12 protein-coding genes are annotated in these 15,469 nt (G+C 61.0%); 3 read left to right on the forward strand and 9 right to left on the reverse strand.

All coding sequences use genetic code 11. The features are described 5' to 3' along the window. Nucleotides 1-4: 4 nt before the first annotated feature. Nucleotides 5-895, reverse strand: coding sequence for a LysR family transcriptional regulator (locus BJP62_RS10915; protein WP_070529664.1), 891 nt, complete (start codon nucleotides 893-895; stop codon nucleotides 5-7). A 119-nt stretch (nucleotides 896-1,014) separates the two neighbouring features. On the opposite strand from BJP62_RS10915, the gene BJP62_RS10920 reads away from it, so the two are divergent. The 3 genes from BJP62_RS10920 to BJP62_RS10930 all read left to right on the forward strand — a co-directional run bounded on the left by BJP62_RS10920 (nucleotide 1,015) and on the right by BJP62_RS10930 (nucleotide 5,195). After that, nucleotides 1,015-2,007: a cyclase family protein gene (locus BJP62_RS10920; protein WP_083300857.1), complete on the forward strand. Its 993-nt coding sequence runs from the start codon at nucleotides 1,015-1,017 to the stop codon at nucleotides 2,005-2,007. A gap of 390 nt (nucleotides 2,008-2,397) precedes the next feature. Then, nucleotides 2,398-4,596, forward strand: coding sequence for an OsmC domain/YcaO domain-containing protein (locus BJP62_RS10925; RefSeq protein WP_070529665.1), 2,199 nt, complete (start codon nucleotides 2,398-2,400; stop codon nucleotides 4,594-4,596). Nucleotides 4,597-4,718: 122 nt separating this feature from the next. Then, on the forward strand, nucleotides 4,719-5,195 hold the full coding sequence (locus BJP62_RS10930) for a peptidylprolyl isomerase (RefSeq protein ID WP_070529666.1): 477 nt from the start codon (nucleotides 4,719-4,721) through the stop codon (nucleotides 5,193-5,195). 53 nt (nucleotides 5,196-5,248) lie between these two features. Here BJP62_RS10930 and BJP62_RS10935 read toward each other — a convergent pair whose 3' ends face one another. The 8 genes from BJP62_RS10935 to BJP62_RS18065 form a co-directional block, all read right to left on the reverse strand. Further along, nucleotides 5,249-7,207 (reverse strand): RNA-binding domain-containing protein, encoded by a 1,959-nt coding sequence (locus BJP62_RS10935; protein ID WP_070529667.1) that lies wholly within the window; start codon nucleotides 7,205-7,207, stop codon nucleotides 5,249-5,251. Nucleotides 7,208-7,269: 62 nt separating this feature from the next. Beyond that, nucleotides 7,270-7,533: a hypothetical protein gene (locus BJP62_RS18425; RefSeq protein ID WP_145927175.1), complete on the reverse strand. Its 264-nt coding sequence runs from the start codon at nucleotides 7,531-7,533 to the stop codon at nucleotides 7,270-7,272. Between the two features lie 279 nt (nucleotides 7,534-7,812). Further along, nucleotides 7,813-9,009 (reverse strand): Wadjet anti-phage system protein JetD domain-containing protein, encoded by a 1,197-nt coding sequence (locus BJP62_RS10940; RefSeq protein ID WP_070529668.1) that lies wholly within the window; start codon nucleotides 9,007-9,009, stop codon nucleotides 7,813-7,815. After that, nucleotides 9,006-9,839: an SbcC/MukB-like Walker B domain-containing protein gene (locus BJP62_RS10945; protein ID WP_168163830.1), complete on the reverse strand. Its 834-nt coding sequence runs from the start codon at nucleotides 9,837-9,839 to the stop codon at nucleotides 9,006-9,008. The genes BJP62_RS10940 and BJP62_RS10945 overlap by 4 nt, the downstream gene beginning before the upstream one ends. Before the next feature lie 53 nt (nucleotides 9,840-9,892). Next, on the reverse strand, nucleotides 9,893-12,418 hold the full coding sequence (locus tag BJP62_RS18050) for an ATP-binding protein (protein ID WP_083300858.1): 2,526 nt from the start codon (nucleotides 12,416-12,418) through the stop codon (nucleotides 9,893-9,895). Next, nucleotides 12,405-13,076, reverse strand: coding sequence for a DUF4194 domain-containing protein (locus BJP62_RS10950; protein WP_070529670.1), 672 nt, complete (start codon nucleotides 13,074-13,076; stop codon nucleotides 12,405-12,407). Before BJP62_RS10950 ends, BJP62_RS18050 begins: the two co-directional genes overlap by 14 nt. Beyond that, a complete protein-coding gene (locus BJP62_RS18695) occupies nucleotides 13,069-14,517 on the reverse strand; it encodes a Wadjet anti-phage system protein JetA family protein (RefSeq protein ID WP_168163831.1) in 1,449 nt (482 codons plus the stop codon). Before BJP62_RS18695 ends, BJP62_RS10950 begins: the two co-directional genes overlap by 8 nt. After that, complete coding sequence (locus tag BJP62_RS18065; protein ID WP_083300862.1) at nucleotides 14,502-15,323, reverse strand: WYL domain-containing protein; 822 nt, start codon at nucleotides 15,321-15,323, stop codon at nucleotides 14,502-14,504. Before BJP62_RS18065 ends, BJP62_RS18695 begins: the two co-directional genes overlap by 16 nt. Nucleotides 15,324-15,469 lie beyond the last annotated feature (146 nt).

A 15,469-nucleotide genomic window follows, 5' to 3' on the forward strand; every position in this document is an offset into this window, starting at 1 on the left:
ACGCTCAAGCCGGCTGCAGCGCCGCGGCCAGGAAATCGACGAAGACCCTGATTTTCTGCTGCAGATGCCGGTTGCTGGCATACAGCGCATAGATGCCGCGCCGGGCCATCGCGTGCTCCGGCAGCACCCGCTGCAGTTCGCCGCTCGCCAGCAGCGGCAAGGCGATGAAGGACGGCAGCGCACCGATGCCGAGCCCGGCCTGCAGCATGTCGGCGAGCATCAGGCTGTTGTCGACGGCAAGGCGCGCCGGGAATGCCATGCTGGCGCTGCCGTCCGGCCCTTCCAGCCGCCAGCTGCCCGGGTGCTCGGCCAGCCGGTAGGCCAGGCAGTCGTGATCGCGCAATTCGGCGACGCTGCGCGGCGTGCCGCGCGCCGCCAGATACGCCGGCGCGGCGCAGATGATCTGCCCGACCTCGCCCAGCCGGCGGGCGACCAGCGAGGAATCGGCCAGGCTCGAGCGGATGCGTAGCGAGACGTCGAAGCCCTCGCCGATCACGTCGAGCAGGCGGTCCTCCAGCGTCAGGTCGATCTTCAGCTGCGGATGCCGCGTCATGAACTGCGCCAGCAGCGGCGAGAGCACCTTGAGCCCGAACGACAGCGGCGCATTCACCCGCAGCCGGCCGCCGACGGCATCCGCGCCGGCGGCGGTGGCGTGCTCCAGCGCGTCGAACTCGTCGAGCAGCCGGCAACATTCGGCGAAATAGGCGATGCCGGCTTCGGACAGGCTCATCCGCCGCGTCGTGCGCAGGATCAGCAGCGTACCGAGGCGTGACTCCAGCTGGCGCACCTGCTTGCTGACGGCGGCGGCGGACTGGCCGAGATCGACGGCGGCCTTGCTGAATCCGTCCAGCTCGACCACCCGGCGAAACGTGCGCATGGCCGCAAGCAAATCCATATATTTTCCTGTTGGTTGAATATGTTTCAAGAATTGCCGAGATTATCTCCGATCTGGCTGGCAATACCATGGGCGCATGCCTTCCCGAGCGGAAGACCCCACCCTGCAGGAGTACTGCCATGTTCAAGTCGACCCCGCCACGCCATGCCGCCCGCCAGCTCGCCGCGCTGATGTTCGGGCTGATCGGCGTCGCCCACGCGGCGCAGGAAGTCGGCATCAGCCCCTGGGGCGCCAACGATGAAATCGGCCGCCTCAACCTGATCACGCCCGCCTCGCGCGCCGCCATCATGGCGCGCGTATCCGGCGAGCAGGTTTACGACCTCGCGGTCGACTATTTCGTCGGCATGCCCAGCTGGCAGGAAGCCGGCGACCCGCCGTACCAGATGTGGATGACGCATACGCCGCACGGCAACGTGATCGCCGATCCGATGAAGGTCGGCGAGCCGATGAACCGCCATGTGAGCTACAGCGGCTCGGCGGTGTCGATGTATGCGCACATGGGCACGCATATCGACGCGCTGAACCACTTCGGCCTGAACGGCAAGATCTGGAACGGCTACAAGGCGAGCGACCACCTCGGCGATCGCGGCTGGAACGTCACCGGCGCCGAGAAGCTGCCCCCCATCGTCGCCCGAGGCGTGCTGATCGACGTGCCGGCCGCCAAGGGCATCGCGATGCTGCCGGACAACTACCGCGTCACGCGCAAGGATCTGGTCGAGGCGCTGAAAAAACAGGCGGTCAGCCTGCAGCAGGGCGATGTGGTGCTGATCCGCACCGGCCGGATGCGCAATTACGACAATGCCCAGGCCTATATGGCCAAGCCGCCGGGCCTCGGGCTGGATGCAGCGAAATTCCTGATCGAGGACGGCGGCGCCATGGTTGTCGGCGCCGACAACCTCAGCTTCGAGACCTTCCCGACCGAGGTGCCGGAGAACTACCTGCCGCTGCACACCTATCTGCTGGCGCAACAGGGCGCGCCGATCATCGAACTGGTCAATCTGGAAGCGCTGTCGCGCGACAAGGTCTACCAGTTCGCCTTTGTCGGTGCCTCGCTGAAATTCCGTGGCGCCGATGCCGCGCCGATCCGCCCGATCGCGCTGCCGATCCGATGAACGCCGACACAGGGAACGACACCATGAACACCGCATTGCGGTTGATCAATCCGCCCGGCCTGTATGACCGCAGCGCCAACGGTTGTTCCCGCGTCGCCCGCATCGCGCCCGGCGCCCCGGCCGGTCTGTTGCGCCGCGCGTGGGCTGGCCCGAGGACAGGCACACCACGCACCGGCTCGAAAACCGCGGTACGGTCCCGGCGGTGGAGATCTCGGCCGACATCGTCAGGCAATCGCTTGCCCGGCTGCTGACACGGCCGCACCCTGGGCGTACCGGCCGAACGTCGCCCGAGCGGATCGCGGCGCAGGCCGTGCCGAAATACACCGGGTTACGACCGGGAAAACCCGGATAATGGCGGCCAAATTGAGTGCGCCATTCTGGGGTTTTTGCATGGAAATCAAGGTCAACTTTCTCGACAAGCTTCGTTTGGAAGCCAAGTTCGACGACTTCACGGTGATCGCCGACCAGCCGATCCGCTACAAGGGCGACGGCTCGGCGCCGGGGCCGTTCGACTACTTCCTGGCGTCGTCGGCCTTGTGCGCGGCCTACTTCGTGAAGCTGTACTGCAATACCCGCAACATTCCGACCGAGAACATCCGGCTGTCGCAGAACAACATCGTCGACCCGGAAAACCGCTACCAGCAGATCTTCAAGATCCAGGTCGAGCTGCCGGAAGACATCTCCGCCAAGGACCGCCAGGGCATCCTGCGCTCGATCGAGCGCTGCACGGTAAAAAAGGTCGTGCAGGCCGGCCCCGAGTTCGTGATCGAGGAGGTCGCCAATCTCGACGCCGACGCCCAGGCGCTGCTGACGCTGAATCCGGACACCGAGGCGAGCACCTACATCACCGGCAAGGATCTGCCGCTCGAGCAGACCATCGCCAATATGTCGGGCGTGCTGGCCAATCTGGGCATCAAGATCGAGATCGCCTCGTGGCGCAATATCGTCCCCAATGTCTGGTCGCTGCACATCCGCGACGCGCACTCGCCGATGTGCTTTACCAACGGCAAGGGGTCGACCAAGGAAAGCGCGCTGGCGTCGGCCTTGGGCGAGTACATCGAGCGCATCAGCAACAACCATTTCTACGCCGGCAGCTTCTGGGGCGAGGACATCGCCAACGCGCCGTTCGTGCATTACCCGGACGAGCGCTGGTTCCAGCCCGGCCCGGATGACGCGCTGCCGGTGGAAATCCTCGACGACTACTGCCGCGACATCTACGACCCCGATGGCGAGCTGCAGGGCTCGCACCTGTACGACACCAACTCGGGCAACACCGCGCGCGGCATCTGTTCGCTGCCCTACGTGCGCCAGTCGGATGGCGAGGTCGTGTATTTCCCGTCCAATCTGGTCGAAAACCTGTTCGTCAGCAACGGCATGAGCGCCGGCAACACGCTGGCCGAGGCGCAGGTGCAGTGCCTGTCGGAAATCTTCGAGCGGGCGGTCAAGCGCGAGATTCTCGAAGGCGAAATCACCCTGCCCGACGTGCCGGCCGACGTGCTCGCCAAATACCCCGGCATCGTCGCCGGCATTCAGGGGCTGGAAGAACAGGGCTTTCCGGTACTGGTGAAGGATGCATCGCTGGGCGGCGTGTACCCGGTGATGTGCGTGACCTTGATGAACCCGCGCACTGGCGGCGTGTTCGCCTCGTTCGGCGCGCACCCGAGCCTTGAGGTCGCACTCGAACGCAGCCTGACCGAACTGCTGCAGGGCCGCAGCTTCGAAGGCCTGAACGACCTGCCGCGGCCGACTTTCGAAAGCCACGCGGTGACCGAGCCGCACAACTTCGTCGAGCACTTCATCGATTCCAGCGGCATCGTGTCGTGGCGCTTCTTCAGCGCCAGATCGCAGTACGACTTCGTCGAATGGGATTTCTCCGGCCACGGCGAGAACTCCAACGCCGACGAAGCCGCAACGCTGCTCGGCATCCTCGAAGACCTCGGCAAGGAGGTCTACACGGCGGTGTACGACCAGCTGGGCGCCACCGCCTGCCGCATCCTGGTGCCGGGTTATTCGGAAATCTATCCGGTCGACGATCTGGTCTGGGACAACACCAACAAGGCGCTGCCGCTGCGCGCCGACATCCTGAACCTGCACACGCTGGACGACGCCGCGCTGGCGGCCTTGCTGGACAAGCTGGAGCAATGCGACACCGACGAATACACCGACATCGGCACGGTGATCGGCATCGAATTCGACGAAAACACCGTCTGGGGCCAGCTCACGATTCTGGAACTGAAGCTGCAGATTCATCTGGCGCTGCAGCAGTTTGCCGAAGCGCACGATCTGGTCGGCGCCTTCCTGCAGTACAACGACAACACGCTCGAACGCGGGCTGTTCTATCAGGCGCTGAACGTGGTGCTCGAAGTGCTGCTCGACGACGAGATGGAACTGGCCGACTACGAAGCCAACTTCCGCCGGATGTTCGGCAACGAGCGCATGGACGCGGTGCTCGGGTCGGTCAACGGCAGCGTGCGCTTCTACGGCCTGACGCCGACGAGCATGAAGCTGGAAGGGCTGGACCGGCACCAGCGGCTGATCGACAGCTACCGCAAACTGCACGCGGCGCGCGCCAGGGCCGCAGCCCGCTAACGCAGCGCAGGTCATTGCGGGTCACAAGCCCGCAATGACCGCCAGCGCGGCCCGTCGCTCCGGGTTGACACCCCCGGGCAGAAGCGCGACCCTTTCGGCCTTCCACTCAGCCCGTACGCCTCATGAAGATCACCAAGAACACCGCCGTCACCCTGAGCCTGAAAGTCACCGGCACCGACGGCCTCGTCTACGACGACGGCAAGCAAGCGATGGCCTACCTGCACGGCGGCTACGACAACCTGTTCCCCAAGCTGGAAGCCGCACTGGAAGGCCAGGAAGCCGGTTTCCAGACTACGGTGGCGCTGGCCGCCGAAGATGCGTTCGGCGAGCGCGACGAAGCGCTGGTCACCAGCATGCCCAAGGCCGACTTCCCGCCCGGCATCAAGGTCGGCGGCCAGCTCCAGCGCCCCGGCCCGGACGGCGAGCCGCGCTACTACTTCGTCACCAAGATCAAAGGCCCGGTCGTACTGCTCGACGGCAACCACCCGCTGTGCGGCAAGGCCATGCGTTTCGGCATCAAGGTGCTGAACGTGCGCGAAGCCAGCGCCGAGGAAATCGCCCACCAGCATGTGCATGGCGAGCACGGGCATCATCACTGAGCCGGTTGTGGTTTTTGCCAGAAAAAAGCCCTCCATTGCGGAGGGCTTTTTTGTTACAGCAACGCGATGTCGTCAATAGGTTCGGCGGTATACGCTTGTCGCGGGTCCCGCAGCGATTGATATGCAGTGCGCAGTGCGCCACTCTTGACCATGCCTGCCAGCGTGCGTTTGCGTAGATCGTCTGGATCGCGATCCAGCGCCTTTGCCAGCACACGCAAGCCCAGATAGCGCGCAGTGCATAACGTAAGGATGGTGTTGCGCAATATCTCAGGAGCCACGCGCCCCTGTTCAGATACTGGCTTGGCCAATTCAAGCAGTTGGGTCTGTACGTCGGCCGGAATCGTCTCCCAATCGAGATAGGAGACACCGGCATGGTGGCCAAGCTCCGGTGTTTCACTCGATAACTCCGGAGTTATTGCGACTAGCTCCGGTGGTATGACTTTTAGCTCCGGTGGTATGACACCTTCTGTCGACGCTTGGTCAGCCTGTTCAAAGACCGTTGCCATGGTTCGCAGTTGCCCTGGCAAGAAATACACCATGCCCCGACCGGAGCCCTCGGACAGCAACAACCCATCGCGTACCAGCCCACTCAGCATCTTGGTGATATCTGCGGGATGATCGGTGGAAATCTGCTTCAGGCGGTCGTGGCTGACCATGCCTTCCACCTGCGCGGTAATCAGGGCCAGCCTTGCCAACTCGGGCTGCACGCGGAAACGCTCACCGAACTGTGCTTCCAGATCGCTCACCGCCTGTTCTGGCACCAAGCTACTCATACGCAGTTCCATCAGCGTTTGTTCCGGCTCCGGCTGCTCGTAGAGCACCGGGCTGCGCCAGTGTTGGCCTGCCCAGTTGCTGTATATCTTCGGCAAGCCCGATCCGGCATGGTCGCCATAACCAACCAGCTGGAACATGGTCTGCAAGCGGCGGTTGCGGCAATCGCTATTGCCGCCTTGAATCGCCAGCTCAGGAGGAATGCGCATGCGCCCCGGGTTGCGAAAGCCGAACATGTCCGGCCGCTTGACGACCAGAATGGACACCCGACCCGAGTAATCGGCGTGAATCAGCGTATTGGCCAGCGCTTCGCGCAGAGCTTCGTGCACCGGCGTATCGTCAACACGCTGACCATCCTGCAACTGAAACGGCACTTTCAGATCAGCGGTGAGCTTCTGATAGACCCGGCGAAAAAAGTCATACACATTGCCCGACCATGTGCCATCGGGCACCAGTCGGTCAACCCAGCGTTTCTCGGTCTTGGCTTCTGGCCGTTCCTGATAGTCGACCATGTAATGCGGCGCTGCATCGCGGATTACCTCAGCGCGGCCGAACATCAGCAGGCCGGCCAGCCGCAAGCCGCTATAACCATCGTCGCGGTTCCTGCCCCAAGCGCCGATCCGCTCCAGAAACTCCGGCAACGGCAAATCGCTCCACACATGGCCCGGCTTTACCGCCGCAAAGCGATTGCGGTAAGCCGCCACCGTATCCATGTCTAAGTCATTGAAATCGAAATGCTTCAATACGCGCTCGTCGCGCGAATCCTCGACCCGCTCGGCCATCAAACGTCGCACCGTTTCATCGTCTGCCGCGTAGTCACCTTCGTACCGGCGCAACCAAGTACCACCAAACGGATTGGTACCCAAGTGCACGGGACGGCTTTGTCGCGGCGCACGCGGCACGTGAACTTGCAGCACGGTCTTGCCTGAGATCAGGATTGGCTGGACATTGGCCTCGCTCAGCAGATTGGCGCTGATCTGCTTACGATTATGCAGGTTATCCCACAGCGCCTTACGCACCCGTTCAACGTCGGCCAACCCGATTGCCTTAAACGTACCACGCGGCTTTTCCTGCACACCGAGCAAAATAATGCCACCATCGGTATTGGCCATCGCACTATAGGTTTTCCAAAAATCTTCGGGTAACTCGCCGCGGCCACCACGTCCTTGCGCAGACTTGCATTCCAGATCGCACGCCTCAGCGAGCCCAGCCAAGCCACCCTCACTCCATTGCAGACTCATGCAACCTCCTTCGTCTTACGACCTCACGACTTCAAAAAGCGCAATGGCATGTTGTCCTTGCATCATTTGGGCACGGCATTGGCGCAGTGCTCGGTTTTGCTTCCGGTGAAAGAGGGGGGTTCGGTGGCATTGTCTTTCTTGGCCGCGATTGCCTCGACCGTATTACCGTTGACGAACAGCAAGTAGGCAGCCGGATCGGTGTTTGTGATGTATTCGCGTACCATCACTCTCACAGAAAAATTGAGCAGTTCCATGCCATGAGCGATCCAGCCGAACTTTTCAAGCTTCTGGTCAATTATTTTTCTGACTTCAGCTTCTGGCTTCATGAGCATTACCGAGTAATGAACTGTAGGATCCCGTTCACCCTTAGAGTGGAGGTCCTATAAATCAAGGACTTACTAGCCGAAAATCGGACAAGATCGGCAAAAACATCCCAAATTTATAGATAATCCTCACCTGCGCATTTCGCCGCTTACACGCGGACGCTTACTTACGCCTTTGGTCAACAATTACGCAGGCAGGGTGGTGGTCAAATCCAGAATTTCACTCTGAGCAATGATCTGTCGGGATACTCTACCCTGCATGCTCAGGGCATGTAACCCGCTTCAAGCAGCAGCGACACTGCTCATAGTCTCATCGCTTCGCCACAGCATTGCCTCCTGCTCCATGGTGAATCCCGCACTCTGCACGCGTTGTGCAATTGCGAACCACCCCACCATTTCCGCATACTTTGCCATCCGCGCCAACGTGCCGGCAGATGCAGGGCGACGCATTTCTTCAGGCACCTGATCCGGGTGCATTAACTCCGGCTCCAGACAATGCCCGGCACGTTCAGCGGCAGCCGCCAAGTAACTGGCAATACGGAATCCGCCTTCATCCACATCTCCCCAATGCCTGATGGGCACGCCGACCGGAATGCTCCCAAGCAGGCGCTCATACATGGCCAACCATGCGGGCCCTGGCATGCCTGCCGTGTACATCAACAGGACCGGCTCATCAGCACCAGCTCGGGCGGCCGCATGAAAATTGGCCTGATTCTCGATGGTCAATACACCACTGGGAACGTCGACGAGCTCACGCACTGACTCTGGATCGAAGGCGCCATACGGGCTGTCCAGTACACCCGAATTTCGCAGCCGTCGTACGGTGACCCTGCCTGCCAACCGGGCGGGTTGTGCATCCCGTATCAGCCCCAGCTCCTGCCAGACCAGATCGGGGTAACGGGCTTCTGCATCGACATCACCTTGAAGCAGTACGTCCAACAGTGGCGCGAGTCGCTCAAGTCGCTTGGAATCCTTGTACAGCTTGGTGCTCAACGCCCGGATCGGCACATCGCGAAGCACATCACCGGCCAGTTGCACCTCGGTGAGCGCCAAACACGCCGATTGCCAGTCGAGTACGTCGCCAACGTCGGTGCCCCGGACTTTGCCTAGCCCCCGCCAGCGCGCCAGCACTGCACCAATCACCGGGTGTGCCGCAAGGAACGGACCAAGCACGCTGGTCGCCTCGTCCAGCAATGCACTGCGGGTTGGCAGGCCGAGCGCGGCTGCCAATGCAACGTAATCCCTAACCGTGATCCGGCAGATCAGACCGCCGCGATCACGTTCCATCGCGATCACGTCCGCTTGCTGCAAAACAGTCAGATCGTGCTCGAACTGAACGGCTTGCAGCAACACCCGACCATTGCGGTAGTCGGCAAGGTCCTTGTTCGTCAGCGCGACCGGCGCCGACCGTACGCCAGCACGCGCTTTTTCTTCGCGTTCAAGCAACTTGGCGAGGATCTGGCTGCTGAGCGGAATCATGCAACAGCCTCGGCGGTAGTCAGGCGGGCGATTTCGGCCTGCAGCATCTCCTGGTTGTCATCGAAGGCCAGCAGATCCGCGCGGGAATCACGCCGCATCTCTTCGGTCAGCGAATGACCGTGCGCCTCGAGATGCAAAATGTCGCGGTCGATGCTGTAGTAGCGATGCATGAACGCATTCAGAATGCCGATCTTGTCCCCCGGTCCCGCCATGATCACCTGCAGGCCGAGGTCGTTGAAGTAGCGCATGGTGGCAACGGTATTGACGATGTCCATCTTGTCAAAGACCTCGTCCAGCAATAGTAGACCCAAGCCATCACGCCCCTTGCCACCAAGGTGTGCGGCACTGGCCATGGCCGCACCGGCGATCACATACAGCGGTGCCCTGTGCTCGCCGCCCGATCCGGAGCCGGCGCGTTTGCTCAACAGTCCAATCCGCTTACGCTCCCCCGTTTCCGGATCTTCGCGCAGGATTTCGATATCGAAGTCATAGAACTCGCGGTAGTCTTCGAGCGGGCTCTTTTTACCGGTGGTGTCGCTGGCCTCGTCGAGCAGCGCATGGAACGTGTCGGGCATATCGCCAGCGCCCCCCAGTAAATCCTGCCCCGGGCCGAATTGTTCGATTCGCTCCAGAAACTCAAATAGCGGCTTGTGCACGGGACGGATCGTTCGCTTGAACTGATAGCGTTCACCATTGCTGAAGGTCGGGCAGGTGCGCAGAACGGCATTCAAACTGTTGATGCGCTTGTCGAGTTCCGAGATGTTGTTGCGCAACTCCATCGCGACGTTGATTCGGAACGTTTCCTGGGCTTTCTCGTAGGCCTGGTCCATCTGCTCCCGGTACTGAGAGAGCTGCGAATCACTGAGTTTATCGACCGTCTCATTCAGCCATGCCCGTTGGGCGTGCCAGTCCACCGCGTTGGCCGAGACATTTTCGCCATGTTTGGTAACGAATGCGTGAAACGCATTGTTAGCCGAATTCTTCGCCTTATCACCCGCGACCTTGAGATCATGACCTCGCTGGTTGCAGTGGGCGCGCATGGCCGCAAAATCGGTCGCATAAAGCTCAAGCATCCGATCCCATTGTGTTGCTGCCCATTCGGGTGAGAATCCCCCCGTTCGGTCAACGCCTTCGCCGCAGCACGACATGCTGTGGCCTGCATCGTGGCTGCTTTGGTTGCGCCCTCTGCATGATCCACATCGCGTACTAACCCGCCGATGGTCGAGATCAGGGTCGTTTCCTTACTCCGGTGTTGCTCAAGCAGATCGAATGCAGCTTTGACATCGGCCTGCAGCGTTTCCTCCTCAGCGTTCGACATCCTGGCCAGATCCGCCTTGAGCGTAGCCACGGCGGCATTAGCAAGTACCACCTCACTGCGCGCCGTGGCGACATCGTCCGGCAGCGTGGTCGTGGTGGCGATCGTCGCGATCAAGCCCAGCAACACGGTCAACTCTTTCTGTTGCGCTTCAGCGCGGCGCTTCTCGTCCTTCAACGCGTCGCGATCGGTTTCCAGCCGGCACTTCTCGGCCGCCACGTCGGCATAACCGATGCGCAATTGATGAGCCGCCAGGGGCCTGAGCCGCTCGAACACGCCATGGGTCTTGAGCATGAAATCCCGGGTCAATGCACGCGGCTTTCCTAGCGCATCGGCTTCACCGTCCGCCTGCACCAGCTCCCCGAGCAGGCCCTGAATGAACCACCTAGCCGCCTGGTGTTGCCCCGCGACCATCGTCGCAACCCAGTCGGCGCCCGGCGTCTTGGGCGCGCGTTGCTGGCTGGCCAGCACAACCTTGGTACCGAACAACCCTTTTTGGTTGCGGGTAACCCTAAACGCGGCTTCCTCGGTAGTGGAATCCCCCTCGACCAGCAAAGCATCGATGTTGCTGCCCAGATAGGATTCGATCGCCGGTTGCCACTCAGGGTCTGCAATCTGGATCAGATCGCAGACGGGAACCGCGTTGATGCCCGCATCCGCCAGCGCGAGGCGCAAGCTATCTGCGCGCTGATCGAGCGGGCGCTTGCCGGTCCGGACACGTTCGAGACCGCGTTCGACTGCGGCCTGCTCCGCCTCGATCTCGTGAAGGCGGTTGGCAAGCTGCACGTTGCGCTCCGTCGCCAGCCGGTACCCCTGGGCCAACACCTGCTGTGCCGTTTCCACCGCGCACGTTAGCCCTTCTGCAGGCGTATCAAGAGGGTGAGCGAGCAGCGGATTCATCGCCAGATCGGCCTGATCAATTTGATCGCCGATATCGTTGCCGAACTGGGTGCGCAATGACTCCAGTCTGGTCTGGATGGCGTTGAGTCCAGACACGAAGGCGTTGTGGGTTTTGACGGTATGAGCGTTCTGCTGTTCGAGTTTGCCTTGCAGGACAATGCGCTGCTGGCGAGAGACGTCCGCATTGAGCCTCGCCGTCGCTGTTTGCCAATTCAAATCCGCCTCGTTACGCGCCTCAATGGTGCCCTTAAGTTCAGCCTGGTTGGCCACCAGTTCACCGCGCAACGTTGTTTCCGCCACTTCTGCGGCCTGCAGCGCTTCATCGGCGATCTGCTCGTCGATGTCAGCCAGCAGGGTGCCGTACGCGGCCCGTTGTTGTTCGACCTTGTCGAGCGCGGCAAAGCTCTGCTCAACGCCTTTACCATCCTCGATCTTGGTTTCAATGCTCTTGATCAGTTGGCGCAGCTTGCCCATGGTGTGGACCAGCTCGCGGAATTTTTCGATTTTGGTGGGTTTTGCGACCAGCATGTCCTCGCGCACGATGCGATCGACCGACTTGTCAAAGCGCATGTTGAGGCCCAGCGACAGGGCTTTCTGAAACGCATCCGGATGAATCACCGCACTGGCCGGGCGGAGCGCGTACAACATGGCCTGGACGTAGCGGGTCGCTGAATCGAACAAAACCTCCTGGTGGCCGAGCCGGACTGCTTCCGTTGTAAGCCGATCGCGGAAATCGGCATACGGCGTCGGCATTTCGTCCCCGTTCACCAAGGTGATGTGATCGGCGAGCGTCAGGGCCTTGCCGGGCAATACGTAACGACCCAGCACGTCGTGCTTGTCACGCTCACGCGACGCCCGTACACACACCCCGGTGCTGGTCGCCTCGCCCGTTTGCTCGTCGCGCCAGACCAGCGTGATATAGGTCAGGGCCTCGTCACGGGCGTACTCATCCTCGCCCAACCGGCCCAGGCAGTAGGTGTTGATGGTGCGATCCGAGGTTTTTCCCTCGCCCGCCTGCGCATTGAAGCGGATGCGATTGGAGTCGGCACCATGCATCGCAATCTGGATGGCGTCCATCAGCGAGCTTTTGCCACTACCGTTGGCCCCGAAGATGCCGACAAACTTGCCGAGCTCGAATTCTTGTTTTTCGAACAGAAAAAACTGCACCAGCAATACACGTTCAAGCTGCTTCATCGGTCGGTTCCATGTTGTCGTTGTCGGCACCAGCCGCGGTGTTATCGCCGGTTACCGATTCGCCGCGCCCCGCTTGCCAGCCGGCCAGTCGTGCCAGCGCACCTTCACCGAGTACGTCCAGAATGGCCGGACGAATCATGATGACAAAAGGCTGTGCACCGGCATCACCGACATCCGAGGTCACGGCCACGCGCCGGGCAATGCCCCAACGCTTGAAATGGCGCAGCATGTCGTCGAGTTCAGCGACACGCGGCAACTCACCGGCCGTCACTTCGACATAGAGTTGCTGAAGGCTTGGCAGGTCACACTCGATTTCAGCCTGATCATTGAACCCGTTGTGCTGTGCGCCGAGGTGATAGAGCTTAAGCAACACGAGCGCCAGCACTGTCAGCTTGCTCGGTACGGGTGTCTGCCGTTCATGGGTCGGCAACGCGACCGCATAGTTGTGCTCGGGATTGACGCGCAACTTGACGCCAAACGGTTCCAGCACCTTTTGCAACGCTTTTTCATACCGTTCAATCAGGAAGTACAGTTGTTGGCAGCCATGGTCATCGCGGTAAATGACCTGATCGGTCATCAGCCGGTAGGCCGCCCGTTCGAAATCCACGGCATCGAAGCAGCCCGATGCCTCCGCAAGTTGCTGCCACTGGTTAAACATTGGATTTGCCTCGTTTAGGTTGCTCGATCCGGAATCGCGCGCCGCTCTGAAGCGCATGCTCGGATTCGCGGTTATCGATGCAGATGAGCGCAAAGCCCCGCGCCTGACTACGCGCCTGCAGCCGAAACGCCAGCGAGTCGGAATGTGCGAGGCTTGCCAAGCGCTGCAACCTCTGCAAGGCCAAGGTTTCACGGATGTCCGGGCCATTGAATGCCGTATCGTCGATGGACACGGCGTCGCCGAGCTTTTGTCGAACCAGCGTCGCAAACGCCAGATCCGTCATGCTGCGCCGCGCCTGGGCCGCCCGGTTCAGGTTGAGCCGGGCTCGCTCTTCCGGACGCATCGTCGTGGTACGGATCTTGTTTGGTGCCCGTGGCGCCGTCTGCCTGCGCGGCTCGGCCAAACGGCCCGGCCCCATGAGCGACCCTTCGCCAAACGGGGCCGGTGCGCCGCCACCGGCGAGCAGCCTGGTAAGCGCCGCATCGATCACGGCTTCATTGTGTTGATGCACACGCACGGCATACGCCAGATAGGTGTTCGCGCGCCGTATTGCCGCGTTCAGTTCAGTATCGAGGCGATCGAGATAGTCGTCGACGTGCGCCATATCCATCAGACGGGTCAGGTCTCGCTGCAGTGCCCGTTCGCCGCGCGCGACCTCTCCCTTGCCTTCGTGCTCGACGTACCATGGCAACAACCGGTCATACAGGTCGCGCCGCGACGCCAACTCCTCGGCAATTCGCACGATCGCTGCGCGCTCGGCCAGCGGGTGGTCATGGGTTCGCAGCACACCGTAGTCGCCAATGAATTTGCCGACAACGAGGTCGGTAAAGAACAGTTGCGCATAGGCGGCGGTACTGTCCTGCGACTGCAGATCCCGTGACAGATCGCGAACGTCCGCACAGATGTTGCGGATGTACTCCAGCAAGCTGCGAGTCATGCTGGCCGCTTCATGCAGCAAATCCCCTTTCGGCTCGGCCATCACGTTGTCGAGCGCGAGCCGAATCGTCTTGACCTTGCCGCCAGCAAACAACGTACGGTTACTGGCAAAGTCCAGCAGCAGCGTAAAAAATTCGAGCGCGTCGCGTGGCATGCTGATGGTGAATACGAGACCGATCTGCTCGTGCCGCAGCCACCCGCAGTCAACCAGCCGGTTCAGTACCGAACGAGCTCGGTCGTTGATTGGCCTGGCGTCTTCGCTTTCGGCGTCCTCATCCCAGTAGTCCATGCCCTCGAGCATTGCGGCGATGTCGTCTTGAATCACCCGCACCGGATAACCCTGCACCGGAGGCATTGGCGCATCTGGGCCGAACCGACGATCCAGCAACTCAACGAGGACGGTCCAATACCGCTCACGCGAGACTGAAGCCAGCGGAGCAAAGAACCGAGTTGGCAGACGGGAGAACAGCGATGCCGTGGAACGTCCGTTCAGGGAAATAGCCATGGCGCCAACTCCTCGCGATTCTGCAGATGCAAAAGGTACTTCGGCGGTTGCTCATGTGCCGGGTCAACAGCAATGCACATGGCATTAACCACATACTTCAGGAGTGCGGCCCGGCAGTGATCGGTTCGGCTGGCCGTACCGGCAAAATACTCGTGGCGAATAACGAGCGACTGTTCATGTGAAAGATCAGGATGTGCTTCCAATCTGATCGGTACTAAGGTGTCCCATGCGGCGTCGTTCACCACTGGTGACGCTGACTCCATTGAGGCCTTGGCTGTAACAATGCGGCCGAGGTTGAAGTCGCGATAGTCCTGATGATCAACGCAGTAGCCGCGAACATGCCAGCGCTGGCCAGTAAACACTAAAGCCTGCGGAAAGAGGCGGCGAGCATGAGGAGCTGGATTGCTAAGGGACAAGTAGGTGAGCAGAACTTCACCTCGGCATTTAATCGCTTGGCGGAGCGCGGCGAACACCTCAGGAGATGGGCGGCCAAAGGTCGGCAATCCATTCACGATTGACTCATCAGCCGGCGAGCCGGCAAGTGCAATGTAACGGCCGATACCGAACGCCTCCATTTCCCCCGCTGTCGCCTGATAGGCAACAGGTGTCACAAGGTGCACGCGCTGACGACTATCCCAGAGGGTCCAACCGGGCCGCTCAAATCGAAAATCCTTGATCCACTCGCTAGCCCGAACCTTGCTTAGCCCAGCCACTTCGCGCAGGCGCGCATTGCCGAGAAATCCTTCCCACAGCAATAAGAGGGTCAACAGACGCAAACGGTCAGCACGAAGGGCTTCTTCTCTCATATGTTACGACCAATCGTATGATACGAAAAATCGTAACATAATCCCTTACCGAAAACGAGTCGCTTTTCGGTCATCAGTTCGGCCTGTCACCCTCGTTCGAGCGTTGAGCACCGCAGACTCGTTGTCTCCATTCAGCCCAATCGGTA

It is taken from the genome of Jeongeupia sp. USM3 (genome assembly GCF_001808185.1).
Lineage (GTDB): Bacteria > Pseudomonadota > Gammaproteobacteria > Burkholderiales > Chitinibacteraceae > Jeongeupia.